Source organism: Kluyvera ascorbata (assembly GCF_023195735.1).
Classification (GTDB): Bacteria; Pseudomonadota; Gammaproteobacteria; order Enterobacterales; family Enterobacteriaceae; genus Kluyvera; species Kluyvera ascorbata.
In genome coordinates, this window is sequence record NZ_CP096201.1 from 3,125,053 (window position 1) to 3,145,056 (window position 20,004).

The 20,004-nt window shown below is 52.0% G+C and carries 14 protein-coding genes and 1 pseudogene; 7 read left to right on the plus strand and 8 right to left on the minus strand.

The window, feature by feature from the left end; translation table 11 throughout:
* Positions 1 to 801 precede the first annotated feature (801 nt).
* From tssD to MY052_RS15000, 7 genes and pseudogenes are all read left to right on the plus strand, one after another.
* Positions 802 to 1,053 (plus strand): annotated as a pseudogene (gene tssD / locus MY052_RS14970) (type VI secretion system tube protein TssD); the annotation flags it as partial.
* A gap of 185 nt (positions 1,054 to 1,238) precedes the next feature.
* A complete protein-coding gene (locus MY052_RS14975; RefSeq protein ID WP_227675095.1) occupies positions 1,239 to 2,204 on the plus strand; it encodes an Ssp4 family T6SS effector in 966 nt (321 codons plus the stop codon).
* Positions 2,205 to 2,225: 21 nt separating this feature from the next.
* Positions 2,226 to 2,819, plus strand: a complete 594-nt coding sequence (locus MY052_RS14980) for a hypothetical protein (protein ID WP_202216026.1) — start codon at positions 2,226 to 2,228, stop codon at positions 2,817 to 2,819.
* A 133-nt stretch (positions 2,820 to 2,952) separates the two neighbouring features.
* Positions 2,953 to 4,953 carry a type VI secretion system tip protein TssI/VgrG gene (tssI, locus tag MY052_RS14985; protein WP_248537308.1) on the plus strand — a complete coding sequence of 667 codons (2,001 nt, stop codon included), beginning with the start codon at positions 2,953 to 2,955 and terminating at the stop codon, positions 4,951 to 4,953.
* Positions 4,937 to 6,154 carry a DUF2169 family type VI secretion system accessory protein gene (locus MY052_RS14990; RefSeq protein WP_248537309.1) on the plus strand — a complete coding sequence of 406 codons (1,218 nt, stop codon included), beginning with the start codon at positions 4,937 to 4,939 and terminating at the stop codon, positions 6,152 to 6,154. Before tssI ends, MY052_RS14990 begins: the two co-directional genes overlap by 17 nt.
* Positions 6,144 to 10,589, plus strand: a complete 4,446-nt coding sequence (locus MY052_RS14995) for a PAAR-like domain-containing protein (RefSeq protein WP_227675096.1) — start codon at positions 6,144 to 6,146, stop codon at positions 10,587 to 10,589. Before MY052_RS14990 ends, MY052_RS14995 begins: the two co-directional genes overlap by 11 nt.
* Before the next feature lie 11 nt (positions 10,590 to 10,600).
* Positions 10,601 to 10,900: a hypothetical protein gene (locus tag MY052_RS15000; RefSeq protein WP_202216029.1), complete on the plus strand. Its 300-nt coding sequence runs from the start codon at positions 10,601 to 10,603 to the stop codon at positions 10,898 to 10,900.
* 342 nt (positions 10,901 to 11,242) lie between these two features.
* Here MY052_RS15000 and MY052_RS15005 read toward each other — a convergent pair whose 3' ends face one another.
* The 8 genes from MY052_RS15005 to efeU all read right to left on the minus strand — a co-directional run bounded on the left by MY052_RS15005 (position 11,243) and on the right by efeU (position 19,922).
* A complete protein-coding gene (locus MY052_RS15005; RefSeq protein WP_035896191.1) occupies positions 11,243 to 12,238 on the minus strand; it encodes a methionine ABC transporter ATP-binding protein in 996 nt (331 codons plus the stop codon).
* Between the two features lie 11 nt (positions 12,239 to 12,249).
* Positions 12,250 to 13,023 (minus strand): MetQ/NlpA family ABC transporter substrate-binding protein, encoded by a 774-nt coding sequence (locus tag MY052_RS15010; RefSeq protein ID WP_248537310.1) that lies wholly within the window; start codon positions 13,021 to 13,023, stop codon positions 12,250 to 12,252.
* Positions 13,024 to 13,044: 21 nt separating this feature from the next.
* Positions 13,045 to 13,710, minus strand: a complete 666-nt coding sequence (locus tag MY052_RS15015; RefSeq protein ID WP_248537311.1) for a methionine ABC transporter permease — start codon at positions 13,708 to 13,710, stop codon at positions 13,045 to 13,047.
* Positions 13,711 to 13,719: 9 nt separating this feature from the next.
* The gene (locus MY052_RS15020) at positions 13,720 to 14,943 is read right to left on the minus strand and encodes an SfnB family sulfur acquisition oxidoreductase (RefSeq protein ID WP_202216032.1); all 1,224 of its coding nucleotides are present in this window, start codon (positions 14,941 to 14,943) and stop codon (positions 13,720 to 13,722) included.
* Positions 14,944 to 15,226: 283 nt separating this feature from the next.
* Positions 15,227 to 16,018 carry a phosphate starvation-inducible protein PhoH gene (gene phoH, locus MY052_RS15025; protein WP_035896196.1) on the minus strand — a complete coding sequence of 264 codons (792 nt, stop codon included), beginning with the start codon at positions 16,016 to 16,018 and terminating at the stop codon, positions 15,227 to 15,229.
* 613 nt (positions 16,019 to 16,631) lie between these two features.
* Positions 16,632 to 17,906 (minus strand): iron uptake transporter deferrochelatase/peroxidase subunit, encoded by a 1,275-nt coding sequence (gene efeB / locus MY052_RS15030; protein ID WP_202216033.1) that lies wholly within the window; start codon positions 17,904 to 17,906, stop codon positions 16,632 to 16,634.
* A 5-nt stretch (positions 17,907 to 17,911) separates the two neighbouring features.
* Positions 17,912 to 19,039 (minus strand): iron uptake system protein EfeO, encoded by a 1,128-nt coding sequence (gene efeO, locus MY052_RS15035; protein WP_202216034.1) that lies wholly within the window; start codon positions 19,037 to 19,039, stop codon positions 17,912 to 17,914.
* Between the two features lie 49 nt (positions 19,040 to 19,088).
* Positions 19,089 to 19,922 (minus strand): iron uptake transporter permease EfeU, encoded by an 834-nt coding sequence (gene efeU / locus MY052_RS15040; RefSeq protein ID WP_248537312.1) that lies wholly within the window; start codon positions 19,920 to 19,922, stop codon positions 19,089 to 19,091.
* Positions 19,923 to 20,004 lie beyond the last annotated feature (82 nt).

Genomic DNA, 20,004 nt, shown 5'->3' on the forward strand with positions numbered 1-20,004 from the left:
ACCGTTCATAGGTAGAAGCGGAAATTAGACTATTATCTATCACCTGAATATTAATAATTTGAACTAATGATAACAATGTTGCTATAGCGAATTCACAAAACTATATTTCGATGATGAATAAATGCGAATTTTTCCGAAAAATGGGGAGAATAGGAACGCCAGACACTGGAGCAGTATGTTACTCATGCCCATAAAATAATTACATGGCATTCATTCAGACCATTAATGGTATAATTATCACCAAAGAAAAAACCACAAAAATAAAAATTCACCATGGAAAAAACATCAACCTGAGAGTACCATACTCTCTAGATTAAATTTTAAATAACCATTAAAGCCTTAATGAAACAATAAACATAGGCGTAACAAATGACACACAACCAACGATACTATCTGAGACAGAGAATATTTTAGATTAAAGACCAACGACTCAGAACAATGCAATATTGTATTTTAACTGGCACTGTAAGAAATTACTCCATTACAATACTCATGATGAATGCGAGCAATAGATACATCACAAAAACAAATGTATAGTTATTTTTGATTCATATCGCGACAAAAAACAATCATATAATGTTGACTCATGAACAACTTATGCATAAAAAACAAAAACACAACCTCGAATCCAATGAGCAATAAATTTAAATCCACCAGCATTATTACCGACAGCGCAACGGATGCAACTAAAGGACGGACACAAAAGCATTACAGTGAACAATGTTTTTATGTCCGCCGTGAAATATTGAAAATGCTAATGGGAATTAGCATAAATATAAAAAATGCAAAGGAGTGAAGGAAATGCCAGCACCGTGTTATATCTCAATTAAAGGCCAAACTCAGGGACTGATTACCGATTGCGCATTTACCGCTGAATCTGTCGGCAATATCTACGTTCAGGGTCATGAAAATGAGATGCTTGTGCAGGAATTTAGCCACAACGTCACTGTGCCGACCGATCCTCAGTCCGGCCAACCATCAGGCCAGCGTGCACACAAGCCGTTTGCGCTGAACAACGCAGTTCCTCTGATGTACAACGCTCTGGCCTCCGGCGCTGACGACTGGTGCGCACCACTGGAAGCATAAGCCAAAACCAGCAGTATCAGTACCGAGTTACGTTTTGTATACGGGAGATGGCAGACGCCGGAAACTTCGGCGGTAGCGTGCCTGAAAATAGGCGTAACATCGTACGTCCATTGCAACTGATTCATTTAGTGAATTAATAATGTGAGGGCAAGGTGTCTCATTTATTTTATCCTGAAGGTAATGACTTACCTGGCTATGAGTGGTCTCGTCTATTGGGCCAAACTAAGGGGACCGATTTTGATTTCGGCGCACTGGTTGATGCTCTTGACTGTCAACGTAATTTTTATGGTGTTGGTATTATATACAACGACGGTTCTCGCTCATTTTTAGTTCGCACTTCCAAACGTGCCTCCACTCCGGGCCTGAATCAAATAACCCATGTCATTGTGACTCAAGCCACACATTTATCTCGTGAGATGATGGAGAAAAGAGTCAAAGAAGCTGTGAAAGATCCATCAATTGGGACAGAAATTGCGTCAACAGCACTATCCTGCGGAGCCTGTATACTCACGGCTGTTGCATGCGCTGTTTCGGCTTCCTCCGTACCGCTTACAGGCGGAATGAGTACGCCTCTGGCCGTACTGGCGACTGCCGGAACGATTGCTACTTTTGCTCAATGCGTCAATGGCGCCTGGCGTTTGTATGATATTACGCGTAATGATGCCCAAAATGTTGACTGGATTGATCAGCAGGGATGGTACACGGCGACCTTCACTGCGCTCGATTTAATTTCACTGCTCTCGCTTGTAGGCCCGCTAAAAGAAGTGGTCATGACATACAAAGTGATGAAATCAACCTCTTCAATGAAAGTGATCGACTGGTTAAAGCGTTATCCCAGAATAGAGCGGGTTCGTCTGACTGAAGCTATCATAAAACAACTTAACCCAGGAATATCTAACAAAACGATGAAAGCAATGATCCGCGCGGGAAAATATCCCAGACGATATCCTTCAGAAGGATTTCACGGAGAGTTAATAAAACAACTCATCAACGCGATGACCAGCGCAATGGCGGTTTCTGGTAGTGCAGTCAGTGGAGTTATACATTCTCAGGAAAGTATTATCACCTCTGGTGAATATGTTTTGGGGTTATTACAGTCTGTGGACACTATTAATTAAATGAATATAACGAGAGTATTATTGGGCGCACAGTTTCTACGATTAATTGATGAAGGAAAACAAGCCGACTGCTTGATCAAAAATGGAGGGACTGCTTTACTCAAAAAATCCACCCCGGAGCAGGAAAATGCACTCAATCTTCAATGGCTCAGACTTTCACGTCCCAACCCTTTTTCAATAGGGATTATCGTTATGTTACTGGCAGCCTCGACTCCATGGGGATGGGCATCGATTATATATTACTTTAACCTTCCTGTTGAGGTGAGCTCGATATTATGTTTATCCATTATTCTATTTGCAGGTATATATGTTGCTTTTATACCTTATGGATTAGGGCGAGGCTATACCAGTGGATTAAATTTGATCCGTTATTATTATCTTTTTAATATACTATTATCATTGACTGGTCTTTTACTGATGTTTATACAATCCTCAGGCTTTTATCAGTTAATGAGAGATCTTAATGCATTTTTATTACAATTACTTATTTTATACTTATGTCAATATACTATAAACAGCAACTCATTTTATAGAATAATTTCGTTCCTTCGAACCTTACGTCTAATGCTAGAAGCAAAAAAAGAACGAGAACTGTTACAAAATAACAGTAAGTAGCCTTCTTCAGAAATTTTTTTATTTCACGCATTCACCACTCAATGTTATGCGCTCCTAAACTCAGGAATTACAATGTCTGGATCATTTAACTTATCAAGTAATATGGATATTTATTCGGCCTTATGGAGGTTATATGTCATTAAATGGACTGCGTTTTACGTTAAATATTGATGGTCAGTCAGCGACCGCGCTGGCCGTGGTAGATTTTACGCTTTACCAGCAATATTCTGATCCGTTTGTAATGGAAGTAAATGTTTCCAGCTCTCAATTCAATCTAGTAGCTTCGGATTTTCTTGAAAAAAATGTCGTTCTGACTATCTGGCAAGGTAATATTTCACAACGCCATATCAACGGCATTGTCACTACAATGGCCCGGGGAAATAACAACGGATGGCAGGCAAACTATCATCTGACCATTTCCCCTCCACTTCAGCGCTGTAGTTTGCGCAAGAATTTCCGTATTTTCCAGCAACAGGACATCCAAACCATCTCCGATATTCTACTAACAGAAAATGGCGTAACAGAATGGAAGTCCCACTTTTATGAAAAACACCCACCTCGTGAATTTTGCGTACAGTACGAGGAGTCAGATCTCGCTTTTCTGACTCGCCTATGGTCTGAGGAGGGAATCTTCTTTTTTGAAAAGCTGTCCCCAGACGCTAATGGACCACAGCAGACGCTGACCCTGTGCGACAATTTTGCCGGATTGAAAACCATACCCACCCCAATCCTATTTAACCCAAACGCCACAACAGAAATCACTCCTGAATCAATCAGTGTGTTCCACTATGCGGCCACTGTCACACACTCTTCAGTGCAGCTTCAGGACTACACCTTTAAAGTCCCTGGATGGCCGGGACGCTATACGCATAAAGCCGATAATCTTAACGGCCAGCGGTCACAGTACGAACTTTTTGATTATCCGGGCCGTTTTAAAGATGAACAACAGGGTCAGAGCTTCGCCCGCTACAAAATGGATGGCTGGCGCAGCAGCGCTGAAACGGCCACTTGTACCAGTAATTCCCCCAAACTATGGCCGGGTACACGTTTTACCCTGTCAGGACACCCAACAACTGACCTTAACCGCGAGTGGCAGGTAGTGGGGAGTACGCTGACAGGGATACAACCTCAGGCAATCCATGGTAGTACAGGGCAAGGAACCACTCTCTCCAACGATTTTACTGTAATACCAGCAGATCGAACCTGGCGTTCACAACCATTACCTAAGCCCAAAGTTGACGGTCCACAGAGCGCTATAGTGACCGGGCCTGACGGAGAAGAAATCTTCTGCGATAACCACGGTCGGGTTCGCGTGAAATTTCACTGGGATAGAAACCGCCCCAAAAGTAGTGAGGATACTTCCTGCTGGGTGCGGGTATCGCAGGCGTGGGCGGGATCAGGATTCGGCAATCTTGCTATCCCACGCGTCGGGCAGGAAGTCATTGTGGATTTCCTGAACGGCGACCCGGATCAGCCCATCATTATGGGACGCACCTATCACCAGGATAATCGTTCTCCCGGCGATCTTCCCGGCACAAAAACACAGATGATCATTCGCTCAAAAACTTACAAAAGCGAGGGTTTCAACGAACTGCGGTTTGATGATGCCACTGACAAAGAGCAGGTCTATATTCATGCGCAAAAAAACATGGATACCGAAGTCCTTAATGACCGCAGCACTACGGTACACCACGACCATACCGAAACCATCACCAATAACCAGACTGTCACAGTCGGTGTGGGCCAGACAATCAACGTAGGAAGTAAAAATGAAGGCGGACATAACCAGAAGGTCACCGTCGCCAATGATCAGACCATCACCGTACAAAATAATCAGATGCTGGAAGTCACAAAGGATCGAGAGAAAAACATCGGCGGCAACCAGACCACCACAATTACAGGCAAAGATACAGAAACGGTGGCAGAAGATCAGAATGTCACCATCAAGAAAAGCTACACACTCAATGTCGCTGACAATACAAAAATCATTTCGGGTAAATCCATTGAACTCATCTGCGGCCCCTGCTCCATCAAAATGGAGCAAAGTGGGACCGTTACTATTTCCGGCCTGAAATTTAACTTCGCCGCCAATGGTCCGGTGGAAATTAAGGGCGAAGATGTGGACATTAACTGAGGAAACGCAAATGGAATTTCGTAATCTCACGCCATTCTCAGTAATGGAATACGCGATGGACGATAAACTGGATGAACGGCATCGGGTGGTCGCCATGAAAACGGGTTTTCGTCTGATGCAGGATGCTGGGGGTCAGTGGCATACACAACTTATGGAAAACCCAGCACTGCCGTTATGTATGGAGGACGAATTCTCAGGGGAAATGAATCTATCTCCGGTACTGCGCGAAAGCGACCTGGCCCCCCTGAAACCCGCCTGCGATATTATTGTTAACGGAACGGCTTACACACCAGGTGGCATCGCTGCGCCAGAGATGACCGTAGGAGTCCTAATGCGTGCCCCTTCCGGCGATGTTTTGCTGAATAAAAAGCTACGGATAACCGGCCAGCGTTTTTACCGATGTCAGGCGGTAACCGGGCAATGGTACGAAACTGAGCCTGAACCATTTACCTCCCTGCCTCTGGATTATCGTTACGCTTTTGGCGGCGAGTGCCGCGTATCAACAAACAGTGAGTATGCGAAACTAATCCCCGATGAATTCCGTCTGACTGAGGTGCAACGCGGTGAACACCCCGATAAAGATAATCCACCTCTGGCGCATACGGTCTGTCCAGTCAATCCGGTGGGCTTGGGCTATACGCACCCCTGGTATCTTCAGACCTGCAAAATACAGCAACTCGAAGCCCCTCGTATTATCGCCGTGGACAGCCCGTTCACCCTGCAGCATTTTACAGACCTCCTTGACGACAACGCAGACTGGTTTGCTCCGGCGTTTCAACCAGCCGGTTTTGGCTGCATCAGCCGAACCTGGCTGCCCCGCCTGCTACTGGCGGGAGCCTATGACCAGGAATGGCTGGAAACACAGCATCCTGGCCTGCCGGATGACTTTGACTTCGGTTACTGGAACTGCGCTCCGCATGACCAGCAAATTCTGTATCCCGAACCGGGGCCGGAGTTTGTACTGAGTGGTTTTCGCCCGGAGGGTGATATCCATTTTACCCTGCCAGCACATCAAGGACGCATTCTGCTGAGACTCCCGACCGGGCAGCGCATCCCCATGCCAATGTGGCTGGACACGATCGAAATTAATACCGATGCCCTGACCGTGGCACAGACCTGGCGCTTCCTGCTGCCGGGCAGTTCGCCAGTGCGGGTAATGGAAGCACGTTACAGAACCAGGAGTGCCCAGGATGGCAGATAATTTTACCGCCCGTCAGAACGGGCAATGGAAAGTCGTCAGCACTAAACCCGATGTTTGTAAGACCCCGATGGGGCCCTCCACTCCCCCTGTCCCCTATCCGGTAACCGCAAACATGGGTGCTGCCGTGATGGTCGTATCGTCGGTAAAAATTAACGGCTGCCCGGCAGTAGTACTGGACCAGAGCAAAATCCCACAGACCATTGGCGACACGCCTGGTGCAGCAAAAGGAGTCAGCAGCGGCACTGTCGGTGATGTGTGCGAACCGCTGGAGCATAGTCAGACGGTACGCTTTGGCCGCAAACCAATGCTGCGGCATAACGATGAGTTCTGGATGAACAGCCGGAACACCGTCGGCCTGATAGTCGGTATGCCTCCTGTCGCGGGAGTGTCGGCTGATGACGCTGACCCAGATGATGAGCCAGAAACCGAAGAAGAAGAGAAAGAAGGTGGTGGCTGGCTTGATGCGCTGCAGACGGGGTTAGATGTCGCGGGATTTATACCCGGATTTGGTTTTTTTGCCGATCTGGCCAATGCGGGCGTCAGCGCGGCTAGGGGAAATTACGCTGAAGCAGCAATGTCGCTGGCGGCCTCCATACCAGGTATCGGTGATGCAGCAGCAGCCGGAAAGATGCTGATGAAAGGCAAAAAAGCGGCAAAAGCCGCAAAACTGACCGCCAAAAAAGCCGCAAACAAAAAAGCGGAAAGAGAAGCAGAAAAACGTTCCCGGGCGCAGAGGAAAGTACAGCAGAAAGCCTCAAACCAGAAGAAAGGTGGCAAAATTAAAGGGAAAGGGAAAAAGAACGGTGGCAAAGGGAAAGGGTCAAAAAGCAACGATTGCACAAAACCCGGAGAACCCGTTGATGCCGGAACTGGCGATTTTCTCCAGGAGTTGACCGTTCTCACTCTCCCCGGCTCCCTGCCCCTGAACCTCTCCCGTTTCTACCGTTCACAGGCGCAAAGTGGTGGCATCTTTGGCCCGAAATGGACGGATAGCTGGTCCGTTTCTCTAACAGTACATGATGGAGATTTGCACTTCACCGACCATGAAGGCGTGGTTCTCTATTACCCCATCCCACAGGACGGTATTTTTCATGAAGCCGTTAATTCCCGTCAGGCATATTACCGACTGACAGGAGACATGAGTAGTAAACTTACCCTCCTCGATCGCCGCTCGCAGCAGATGCAGATATTTTCCCCAGCAGGCCATGGTGTTCATCTACTGTCTGCCATCTGCGACCGCTACGACAACCGGATTGATTTTATTCGCACAAATGGCTTGCTGACGGAGATTCGCCACAGCGACGGTTACTCGCTTGCGCTCAACTGGCAGCAACAGCAGCTAATGAGCATTGAACTGGCCGCCCCACAAAAACAACGTCTCGTTACCTGCCATTACGACAACAATGGTTTTCTGGCCGAGTGTGACACCTTCCAGTTCACCCATTTGCAGTATGAATACTCAGCTGACGGTTTTATGACCCGATGGCAGGATACGGACAAAACCTGCGTTGATATTTGCTATGACACACAGGGCCGAGTTATAAGCACCCTGTCAACGGAAGGCTATTACGACGACCGCTTTGTCTATAACGAAGAAGAACACTGCACCACCTATATTGACGCCGAGGGTGGAGAAAACCGCTACTGGTATAACGAGGATGGTCTGGTCACTCGCAGCCTTGACCCACTGGGCCGGGAAGAAATCACCGTATGGGAAAACACACAGCTTCAGTCCCGGACCGATGCGCTGGGACGTACCACGCAATACCAGTACAACGACGAAGGTGATATCCGCCAGGTAGCTTTGCCAGGCGGCTACAGTCTGTATTACGGCTATAACGAACATGGTCAGGTCACCCGGCTGAACGCACCGGGTAACCAAGTCTGGCAATGGGCTTATGACGACCATGGCAGCATGGCCAGCCAGACCGATCCCCAGGGGCGTCAGCAGCAGTTCAGCTACAGCGAACACGGTGATTTATTCCGGCAGATAATACCGGGCAGCGCCACCTGGCAGTGGAATTACGATACCCTACATCAGGTTCGTGAAACCACTGCGCCGGATGGCGGCGTGACGCAGACTGAGCTGGATATACTGGGCCGGCTGCTGAACGTGAAAGATCCGCTAGGCTTCACCACCCAGTTCCGCCACAGTAAAAAACATGCCAGCCCTCTGGGTAGCGCGGAAGAAATTCACCGCCCGGATGGCGTGCGCGAACTGATGCGCCAGAACAGCGAAAAGCTGCCAGAGAGTTTCACCGATGGCGAAGGCAAAACCACCCGCTACGAATATGGCGCATTTGACCTGCTGACCGCTGTCATCCGCCCAGATGGAGAACGGCTGGAATGCCGTTACGACAAACTTACCCGCCTGACTGAAATCACCAACGCTGAAGGTGAATACTACCGGCTGGAATATGATAAGGCCGGGCAGCTTGTCGCCGAAACCGGCTTTACCGGGCGTACGCTGACCTATGTATACGATGCTGGCGGGCGCTGCATCCGCACCACTTTCCCTGACGGCACGCACCTTAACCGCCTGTACAACATCACCGACCAAGTGACAAACGAGGAAGTGACGCAGGGCGACAATGACCGAGTACTCAGCCGCACAACTTTCACCTACGATGCCTTCAGCCGCCTGGTCGGGGCTCACAATAATGATGCCACCGTCACATATGAATACGATAATGCCAGCCGGGTCACCGCCGAAATCATTAATGGCAGGCGAACAGAGTATCAGTACGATGCCATACAGGATACAGTCTCGCAGCGCACCACCGCTGGTATTACAGAGCACTTTACCCATGGGCTGATGGGGGAAATCACGCAGTGGCGGATTGCGGACCATGCCCCGCTAACCCTGGAGCACGACCTGTGCGGTCAGGAGATATCCCGGCAGAGTGATGCCGGGTTCAGCCTCCGCCAGAATTACACCCCGACGGGAATGCTGACTGAGCAGCAGGCCGGTGACCTCACGGCACTGAATCCGCACTACCGGCGCAACAACACCCTGCACCGCCGGTGGCTGTATGACAAAGCTTACAACCTGACAATGATTGCCGATTCCCTGCGGGGAACGATGGTCAACAGCCTCACGGCAAACAATCAGATAAGCCATGCCACCTGGACCGGTAGCAGCAACGTACCAATGTGCGAGGAGCGCTTCACTTACGATAGAAACCTCAATATCTCCCGCCGCCAGACCTGGATAAATGAGGTACTGGAAAGTGAGTCGCACCAGCGCCAATTGCATGGACGGGTGACATCCAGGGAATGCAAAGAATGGCGGCACTCAACACATCGTATAAACCCTAACAGCGGGATGCCGGAAAAAGGCAAATTTGTCAGAGTCATCCGGGATGAGCAGACCACCTGGAAATACGATGTTAACGGTCGTCTAGTGGAAAAGCTGGTTGATAAAGGCGGCCACCGTCCGCTCATGTGGCGCTACCGCTGGGATGCGCGGAGCCAGCTAACCGGGCTGGAAACCCCGGAGGGCGAGCGCTGGGAGTACAAATACGACCCTTTCGGCAGGCGCACCAGCAAGCGCTGCACCAATCGGGATAAACCTGGCATGAATTTTCACTGGAACGGCGACCAGCTAACAGAAGAAATTCCTATTGGAACTGATGGTAAACCGGAAGATGAAAACACCATTCGCTGGATATATGAACAGGGCAGTTTCACACCGCTGGCTCGTTATGAAAGAGGGCAACTGCACTATGCCATCACTGATACGATTGGTCGCATTCAGGAACTGCTGACCGAAGACGGCACCATTGTCTGGCGGGGTAAGCAACAACTCTGGGGCCGGGAAGAAAGCCGGAAAAAGGAAGCCGCCCCCACCTGTCATCTGCGTTTTCCGGGACAGTATGAAGATAACGAATCAGGGTTGTACTATAACCGGTTCCGGTACTATGATTGCGACTCGGGGCAATACCTCTGTGTGGACCCGACAGGGCTGGGTGGGGGAATAAACGAATATAGTTACGTACCCAATACTCTCAGCTATATCGATCCTCTTGGCTTAGCACCTTGTTCATCACATAAATCTCGTGCAGCTCGCCCACCCCGAACACCAAGTCCTCCGCAAAATATTAAGTTAACACGAGAGGGGGTAGAACATGTCAACGAACGCCATATCGGAAATGGTTCTGGATGGGGACATAAAAGCAAATGGACATTAGGTCGTGCAGACTGGAAAACTACGGCAAGAGATGTATTTAGAAATCCTGACCGAATAATAAGGGATGGAGATCGTTTCATTTACGAAAAAACGCTTCGCAAAAAAACAATAGGCAGGACTCCAGAAGGGGTGAATTTAAATAAAGTTCGAGTCATTGTTGAGTATAATGGCGATCTCGTTACAGCATTCCCTCAGGAGGAGCTCAAGATCCTGAGTGCCTCCGATGTGTTAATTTTTTCCAAATAAAGGAGCTAGATATGAGCCTGGATTTACTTATAACGCTTGATAACGGTGAGAGTAAAAGATTATTTATAAGTGAAGCGCTGCACTCTGAACTATTTGGCCCCCTAACTCGCTGGACGAGTTACAAGGAGCTAAGAAAGATAAGCGACTATTATAAAGCCAATGTTAAATTCAATGACAAAGACGTATTGAAATTTCTATCAGAACTAACCGATGTGGCTCAACGCATTGATAGAGAAAAAGATGAACTCCAGAAGATTATTGAATCACTTCGTGTACTAAAAATAAAATCCTTAAGGGTTACAGGAGATTAAATATTGGGTGTGATTTTAACAAACATCCCCCACGATTATTTACCCTCTATAAATCCGATTATGTAGATAGAGAGGGGCTGGGTCAGGTTGTAGTGATGTGATGGACTGATCTTACCCAGCAATAGTGGGCACACGACATTGCCTGTAGCGGTCTCAGTCCAGAACAATTTGAAAACCAGAACCTAGCTTAGGGCCGTGTCCATATTACACGAGTAGGAGCAAGTATTCCTGAGTAAGGCATTGCAGGGGAATACATCATTCTTGAAGAAAAGATAATGGAGCTGAAGTCATCGTACAATTTCTTAGCCCGGCCAAGCGCAGCGCCGCCGGGAACCGCTCGCTCTAGCTCACCGCCACCCTATCCGCTACCTGCGCGGCAAGCCGTAAAGACTCCACCGTCAGCGGCGTATCCACACGAATTCGCAGCTGCCCGACAATTCGTCCCTGAATCGGCTCACAGCTGCTGTAGACAAGCTGTGGGCTTCCGCCAAGCACGTGCACAATCTGCTGTAAATCCGGTTCACGTCCGTTGACACCGTTGAAATGTAGCGTGATCAGCTGCTGCCCTTCGACCATGATTTCACGATTTTCCTCACGCCCGTGATGCAGCGTCCCGAGCATCCCGCGCGTCACCTCATGCTGAGGATCGCCAAACACCTGCCACACTTCTCCTTGCTCAATCACCCGCCCCTTTTCCAGCACCGCCACCCGGTCACACAGCGTACGGATAACATCCATTTCGTGAGTAATCAGGATAATCGTGAGGCCGAGACGCTGGTTAATCTCTTTGAGCAGGCTGAGCACCGCCAACGTGTTTTCCGGGTCGAGCGCCGAGGTGGCCTCATCGCACAGCAAAATTTCCGGCTGCGTTACCAGCGCTCGGGCAATCCCGGTCCGCTGTTTTTGCCCGCCGGACAGTTGCGTCGGGTAACTACCACGCAGCGATTCCAGCCCCACCAGCCGCAGCATCTCGTCAACCCGACGACGACGTTCAGCGGCCGGAATACCGGCCATTCGCAGCGGAAGTTCAACGTTCTCTGCCACCGTCCTGGTCGCGTGCAGATTGAAGTGCTGGAAAATCATCGCCACCCGGCGCCGCAAATCCCGCAGTTGCCCGCGTGCGCCTTCACCAATGGGCACACCGCTTATCGTCATCTCCCCCCGGTCGGCGTTCTCCAGACGGTTAAACAGCCGCAGCAGCGTGGATTTTCCCGCGCCGCTGCGCCCGATAATGCCAAAGATTTCCCCGGCCTGAATCTCCAGGTTAATATCGTCAAGCGCCTGCACGCCGTTCGGGTATGCCTTGCTGATACCGCGCACGCGGATATGTGGTGTCATGGTCGTCACTCCTAAAATCCGGGCACAATTTTTCCCTGATACCGGGTCAGAATAAACTGACGTACCGCATCGGAATTCAGCGCTTTCGCCAGCTTCTGGATGCCGGGATCGTTGATGTTATCCGGGCGGGCGACCAGATATTCGACGTACAGACTTTTCCCTTTTTCCACAATCAGCGCTTTATCCGTATCAATACCCGCTTCCAGCGCATAGTTAGCGAAGATAAACGCCAAATCCACCTGGCTTACTGCACGTGCCAGCATCGCCCCTTCCAATGGACGAATTTTAAAGTGGCGCGGATTGGCGATGATGTCTTTCTCCGTCGACTGCGGGTCTTCCGGGTTTTTGAGCGTAATAAGCCCAGCTTCGCTCAGCAGTACCAGCGCCCTGCCGGTATTCACCGGATCGTTAGGGATAGCGATAGTCGCGCCATCCGGCAGATCCTTAATGCTGGTGTATTTAGTGGAGTACGCGCCAAACGGCTCGATATGCACACCCACCACCGGCACCAGATGGGTGTGACGCGTCTTGTTATAGTCGTCAAGGAACGGACGATACTGGTAGTAGTTTGCATCGAGATGCTTCTCGGCAAGCTGCTGGTTAGGCTGAATAAAATCGTTAAAGACCTTAATCTTCAGATCCACGCCTTCTTTGGCGAGCTGTGGCTTTACGAATTCCAGAATTTCAGCATGCGGTACGGGAGTCGCGCCGACCACCAGCGTTTCATTGGCCACCGCCGATAAAGAGAACAGCGCCATCAGCCCAGCTATCACGGTCTTTTTCATTATGTCATCCTGTTGATATCACTATTTACGACTCATACGGCGCACCAGTCGGTCACCGCTCATTTGGAGAACTTGCACAAGAGCAATCAGCAGCACGACCGTCACCGCCATCACATCGGTCTGAAACCGCTGATAACCAAAACGTATCGCCAGATCGCCTAAGCCTCCGCCGCCTATCACCCCGGCCATCGAGGTGTAATCCACCAGAACAATGGACGTCACCGTCAACGCCGCGATCAGCCCGCCACGAGATTCCGGCAGCAGGGTGTGCCAGATAAGCTGCCAGGTATCGCCCCCCATCGCCCAGTTAGCCTCGATAAGCCCGTGGTCCACTTCACGCAGCGACGTCTCCACCAGGCGAGCAAAGAACGGCGCGCAGCCCGCCACCAGCGGGGGAATGGTGCCTTGTACGCCCAACGACGTGCCGGTTATCAAGGTGGTCAGCGGAATCATCACAATCAGCAAAATGATGAACGGCAGCGAACGCATTATGTTGACCAGCAGCGACAGCACGCGGTAGAGCAGCGGCGCGTGGAGCAACCGGGGCTGCCCGGTCAGATAAAGAATGACGCCCAGCGGCAGCCCAATCAGCACCGTAAATCCCAGCGCCCAGCCCAGCATAATCAGGGTATCCAGCCCTGCCTGAGCGACATCGTTCCAGTCAATTCCGGCCAGAAAAGCGAGCATGCTCCCCCCTCAGTTCCAGTCGTGGCGCGCGGGGCGCTTTCCGTTCAGCACCCAGTTGCCCAGCAGGTGATACTTCCAGCGCACCGGGTCGTGCAGCGTATGCACGCGCCCGTTACGCCAGTGGCGATCGTAGTTGTAGCGCGGGTGTGTCGAGCGGGTGCCACCCAGTTCGAACAAACGCGTTGCGGCTTCCAGCGCCGCTTCGGTGGTGAATATTTTAGCTCGGGCGACGGCAATAGAGGCCAGCGCGACCGCCTCTTCCGAGAGGTCATGTTTATAGCGGTCCAGCACCTTACCGGCCTGCTCCAGCAGCGCATCGGCGGCGGCCAGGCGACTATCAAGCGCACCAATCTGGTAAACGGTCAGCGGGTCATCTCCTGCCCGCTCAACGCCAGCATCAATCCACGGACGGGCAAACTGATTCACAAAGCTGACGGTATCGTTCAATGCCGCGCGGGCAATTCCGGCATCAATAGCCGCGGTCGTTAGTTGGGCAAATGGCCCCGCAAGCGTTGGCGTGTCGTAGGACTTCCAGGTCGGTATCAGGTTAAACGGCTCCACCTGCAGGTTGTCAGCCAGCACCGTACCGCTCGAGGTGGTGCGCTGCCCCAGGCACGCCCAGTCGTTCACCACCGTCAGCCCCTTGGTGCCCCGCGGCACAAAGGCCAGCTGTGCTCGTCCCTCGTCGTCCAGCGCCAGCACGCCTAACCAATGGGCGTACAGCGAGCCGGTGCAGTAGCCTTTACGACCGTTTATCCGCAGGCCATCGGCGGTGTGGCTGATTCGCGTCTGAATGTCCTGCACTGTCTTGCCGCCGGTCTCCGACAGCGCGTTGGCAAAGCGATAGCCCTTCAGCGCCAGTTCAAAGAAATAGCGCTGCTGCTCTTCATTGCCCTGCAGACGAATATCCTCAAGCAGGCAGTAGTGATTCTGCGGAATTTGCCCCAGCGCCGGGTCAGCAGCAGAGATAATGGCAATCACCGCCGCGAGGGTCGCCGCGGACACCTCGGCCCCACCAAAACGGCGCGGCACGGTGATGCCCCACAGCCCGCTGTTGGAATAGGTGTTGACGACCTCAGGCGGTACCACTCCGCTCAGGTCGCGCTCGGACGCGCCGGGTTGCAGGAAAGCGGCGAGTTCATGGGCGATGCTAATCGCCTCTTCATCGCGGGTAATCACATGCGCATGAGGCGCAGCAAGGGTGTAGTCTGGGGTGGCTTGAGTCTCGGGCATAGCATGGTCTCTATAATGTTATCAGCACGGTCAGATGCAATTATCTTTTTGATATTCATGCATATCCCATTAAGGAATGAATGATTGCATCTTTTATCTTTTAGGTTATATGTGTTGATAGCAATGTTTATGCCAGCTTTAACTTCCAGTATTTCAAGCAGTTATACTTGACCAGAAGTACCAGAGAGTAGGATTTGCAACACGCCATTGCTGCAGCTGTTGTATTTGCAACAGCCAAAAATAACAAAGCCCGGTTTCCCGGGCTTTGCAGACGTTACAGCGGTTAGTAGTAGGCTTTCAGCGTGCGCTGGCAGAGCGCCGAGCGTACGCAGTCGTCTTTGGTGAAGCGCACAATACCTATCATTTCATCTTCTTCAAAACGGGCCAGCGCATCGCTAAGCCCGGACTGAACGCCGCGAGGCAGGTCACACTGGGTGATGTCCCCGTTCACGATAACCGTGACGTTCTCCCCGAGGCGAGTTAAAAACATCTTCATTTGCGCCGCGGTAACGTTCTGAGCCTCATCAAGAATCACCACCGCATTTTCAAATGTACGTCCGCGCATATAGGCGAACGGCGCGATCTCTACCTTACCGATTTCCGGGCGCAGGCAATATTGCATAAAGGAGGAGCCCAGTCGTTTCACCAGCACGTCATAGACGGGGCGGAAGTAAGGGGCGAATTTCTCCGAGATGTCTCCGGGCAGGAACCCCAGGTCTTCATCGGCCTGAAGGACGGGACGCGTCACGATAATCTTATTCACATCCTTATGAATGAGCGCCTCCGCAGCTTTCGCTGCGCTGATCCAGGTCTTGCCACAGCCCGCTTCGCCAGTCGCGAAGATCAGCTGCTTACTCTCAATAGCATGCAGGTAGTGGGCCTGAGCGTCATTGCGGGCGGCAATCGGCGAGGTGTCGCGACTGTCGCGCGCCATACCGATTGCTTCCACTCCACCACTCATTTGCACAAGCGAGGTGACCGATTCTTCTTCACGTTGTTTGTGGCTGCGTGAGTCACGTCTCAGCACACGTTTTGCTTCGCGATGAGCTTTGATCACTGCTTTTTGTCTTCCCATGGATAGCACCTTGAGTTGTTGGTATACATCACACGCGCTGAAAGCAGCGCGATTATGCGCACGAACGTCTGAGGTTTGGCTTCCTTGTAAGCCATAGCAACTGCCTGTTGAATTGACGAAAATGCACGGCTACGCGCACCGCGCAATACGTCGGGAACAACGGGTTGAATTCGAATTGGATGAAAAATTGAGGTGACGAAATCGCTGCCGGAGAGGGGGCCTCCGCGCTGGATGATGCGGGTTGAGGTTCTGCTTAGTCCAGTCAAGGACGCTACCATTCGCGATCTCCATAGTGAAACGGAAACTACCGCTATATTTATTATTACATCCAAATCAACAAAAGATGCAACATAATTTTTACACAAACATAACGATGGCTTTCAGAGATAGCATCTGACACTTATGTGACAGTTTTATATCAATCAGGGGAGAAATGAAAAAAAAGGACTGATTGTTGGTGATATTCTGAAGTTTGGGAGAAATCCCGGGGTCGTTTGCGCTCGCCCGGGCTACAAATATGCACTGCCGGATGGCGGCGTGAACGCCTTATCCGACCTACAAGCGTGCGCCGTACAATGTAGCCCGGCCAAGCAAAGTGCCGCCGGGACTGCACTCAAGCTTGCAACAGCGTGCTGCCCAAATAACTCTTATCCGAAGCCACACCCGGCAGCACAAAGAAATACCCGCCGCCAATCGGCTTCACGTACTCCTCAAGCGCTTCACCGTTCAGGCGTTTTTGCACCGTCAGGAACCCTTTTTCAAGGTCATGCTGATAACAAACAAACAGCAGCCCCATATCGAGTTGACCGGAGTTAGAGACCCCCAGCGAATAGCTGTAACCCCGCCGCATCATCAGGCTCGACTGCGTCTCTTTCGTGCGCGGGTTGGCCAGACGAATGTGGCTATCCAGCGCAATCACATCACCGTTCGGGTCACGGACGTAGTCAGGCGTATCGTGCTCGTTCTTCATCCCCAGCGGCGCGCCGCTGTGCTTATCACGCCCGAAAATCGTCTGCTGCTCTTTAAGCGGCGTACGATCCCAGGACTCAACGTGGAACTGAATAATGCGCACGGCCTGATACGAACCGCCCTTCGCCCACGCCGGTTCACCCTGATCGCCCGTTACCCACACCACCTCGTCCATCAACGGTTTATCGCTGCCGTCCGGGTTGGCGGTGCCGTCTTTAAAACCGAGCAGGTTGATTGGCGTCTCTTTGCCTTTGCTGCGCGCCGCGTGGTCGGAGATAAATCCTTCCCGCTTCCAGCGCACGCTGAGCAAGTCCGGCGAGTGCTTGATGATATCGCGCAGCGCGTGGATAACCGTGTCCTGCGTGTTGGCGCAAATCTGCAGCAGCAAGTCGCCATGGCACAGGGCCGCATCCAGCGCATCGTTCGGGAAGCGCGTCATCTTCTGTAGCTTTTTCGGCGCTTTATCCGCAAGACTAAAGCGGCTGTCGAACAGCGAGTGACCAACGGAGACCGTCATGGTCAGGTTATCCGGTGCGATAAACGCCCCGAGAATCCCCGAGTCCATCGGCGGCAGACGCGGATTCGGCGTATCCGGTGCCGGACCGCCTTTGGTGAGGAAGGCAATGCGGTCGGTCAGCAGACGGAACAGACGCTCAAGGTCTGATTTATCTGCCGCCAGCACGTCAAACGCCACCAGCATCATCGCAGCCTGCTGCGGCGTCAGTACGCCCGCCTGGTGCTCGCCGTAAAACGGCTGGGTTTCCATCCGGCTGTTCGCCGCCGGAGCCTCGCTGGCTTTCGCCGCGTGCGCCACCGGGCAACCGCCGGAAATCGCCAGCGCGCCTCCCAGCGCGCCGATCCCTTTTAATAAACGACGACGTGACGGTTCGTTCAGGTCGTCAGAGTGCTGCTTTGCCATCTTGCTTAGTCCAGACCCAGGATCCCACGAAGCTGCGCCAGATCTTCCGCCAGAGTGGTGATCGGCCCTTTCAGCGCATTGCGGTCCGCATCGGTCAGCTTGTCATAGGTTTCGAAGCCGTCTTTGGTGCGGTATTTGCTCAGAATGGCGTCCACTTTCTTGAAGTTAGCGTCAATCTTCGCCAACAGCGCGCTGTTCTCTTTCTGCAGTTGAGGACGCAGCAGGTCAACAATCTTCTGCGCACCGTCGATGTTAGCCTGGAAGTCCCACAGGTCGGTGTGGCTGTAACGGTCTTCTTCACCGCTGATTTTGCTCGCCGCGACTTCTTCAATCAGACCCGCCGCGCCGCCCACCACTTTTGACGGCGGGAAGGCCAGTTCAGAAATACGTTTTTGCAGATCCAGCACGTCGGTATTCAGCTGGTCAGCATAGTGCTCCATACCTTTCACGCTGTTGTCGCCAAACAGCGCTTTTTCCAGACGGTGGAAGCCGGTGAATTTCGGATCCGCCGCTTTCTGTTCGTAGTCGTCTTCACGGGCATCGATGCTGCCGTCGAGGTCAGAGAACAGCTCGGCAATCGGTTCGATACGCTCGTAGTGCTGACGGGTAGAGGCGTACAGGGATTTCGCTTTGGCGATATCGCCCGCTTTCACCGCGTCGGTAAAGGCTTTGGTGCCTTTAACCAGCTCTGCCGTTTCAGCGGTGACGTAGGCTTTATACGCGGTAATCGCATCGTTCAGGCTCAGCAGCGCGTTGGCTTTCGCCGCGTCTTTGGTCGCTTCACCGGTAACAATCAGCTTACCTTTCGGGTTAGTCAGCAGGCCGCAGGTCATGTCGTATTCACCCGGCTGCAGGTTGGCGGTCATCTTCTGGGTGAAGCCCGGCGCGATGTTCTCACGCTCTTCCACCACCATCACCCCTTTGAGGATCTCCCACTCCAACGCCTTCTGGCTGTGGTTCTGGATGATGAACTGGGTTTTACCCGCTTTCACGGTGATGGACATCGGTTCACACTGTTTGTCGTTTACCGTCACTTTAACCTGCGGAATATCGGCAGCCTGTGCCATAAACGCCGTAGAGAAGAGTGCTGCGATGCCCGTCTGCAACGCGCTGCGGCGGAAGTTCTTGGTCATGGTCCATCCCTTTCAATAAGTAGTTGTCACTAAACAGCCGTTATCTGCCTTATGGGGCGATACGTGATGTTGATGTAGCAGCGCGTGGCGGCCAGAAGAACAGCGCCAGTGCGGGAATCAGATACAGGAAATAGACCGCCACTTCGCTGACGCTCGGCGCTTCCTGATAACCAAAGATGCCTTCCAGCAGCGTGCCGAAAAGCGAATGCGTGGTCAGCGTACCGCTGAGATCGAAGGCCACATCCTGGAACGCGTTCCACAGGCCCGCTTCATGGAAGGCGCGAATAGCCCCCGCCGCCAGCCCAGCCGCCACCAGAAGAATAAACAGGCTCGTCCAGCGGAAGAACACGCCGAGGTTGAGGCGAATACCGCCCCAGTAAAGCAGGAAACCCAGCACGATGGCTGTTGCCAGACCCAGGATAGCCCCCAGCGGCGGCCAGATGCCGAGATCCTGCTGGAATGCCGCCAGCAGGAAAAATACCGACTCCAGCCCTTCACGCGCTACGGCGAAGAAGACCATCATGATCAGCGCCCAGCCGTGGTTATTGCCCTTTTGCAGCGCGTTATCCACCGCCTGCTCCAGCTGCTGCTTGACGTTGCGGGACACTTTACGCATCCAGAACACCATCCACGTCAGGATAACCACTGCCACCACGGCCACCAGCCCTTCAAACAACTCCTGCTCTTTTTGCGGGAACTCGCCGGTCGTTTCGTTGATGAAAATGCCCAAACCTAAGCACAGCGCAGCGGCCAGAATCACGCCAACCCACATGACCCCAATCCAGCGACCGCGCTGCGTGCGCTTCAAATAGCTGGCAATCAGGCTGACAATCAGCGCAGCTTCCAGCCCTTCGCGCAGCATAATGAGAAAAGGAACAAACATGCGGACATCCTTAAATGTTTAACGCCGTCAACTTTTGCAAAGACAGGTAAATGTGAGTGATAGTGATTATCATTAAGCCAAA

Coding starts and splice junctions, on each gene's coding strand:
- MY052_RS15020 (WP_202216032.1), bottom strand. CDS start 14,943: ATGCCCGAGACTCAAGCCACCCCAGACTACACCCTTGCTGCGCCTCAT.
- MY052_RS15000 (WP_202216029.1), top strand. CDS start 10,601: ATGAGCCTGGATTTACTTATAACGCTTGATAACGGTGAGAGTAAAAGA.
- efeU (WP_248537312.1), bottom strand. CDS start 19,922: ATGTTTGTTCCTTTTCTCATTATGCTGCGCGAAGGGCTGGAAGCTGCG.
- MY052_RS15005 (WP_035896191.1), bottom strand. CDS start 12,238: ATGACACCACATATCCGCGTGCGCGGTATCAGCAAGGCATACCCGAAC.
- MY052_RS14995 (WP_227675096.1), top strand. CDS start 6,144: ATGGCAGATAATTTTACCGCCCGTCAGAACGGGCAATGGAAAGTCGTC.
- tssI (WP_248537308.1), top strand. CDS start 2,953: ATGTCATTAAATGGACTGCGTTTTACGTTAAATATTGATGGTCAGTCA.
- MY052_RS15015 (WP_248537311.1), bottom strand. CDS start 13,710: ATGCTCGCTTTTCTGGCCGGAATTGACTGGAACGATGTCGCTCAGGCA.
- efeO (WP_202216034.1), bottom strand. CDS start 19,039: ATGACCAAGAACTTCCGCCGCAGCGCGTTGCAGACGGGCATCGCAGCA.
- MY052_RS14990 (WP_248537309.1), top strand. CDS start 4,937: ATGTGGACATTAACTGAGGAAACGCAAATGGAATTTCGTAATCTCACG.
- MY052_RS15010 (WP_248537310.1), bottom strand. CDS start 13,023: ATGAAAAAGACCGTGATAGCTGGGCTGATGGCGCTGTTCTCTTTATCG.
- efeB (WP_202216033.1), bottom strand. CDS start 17,906: ATGGCAAAGCAGCACTCTGACGACCTGAACGAACCGTCACGTCGTCGT.
- phoH (WP_035896196.1), bottom strand. CDS start 16,018: ATGGGAAGACAAAAAGCAGTGATCAAAGCTCATCGCGAAGCAAAACGT.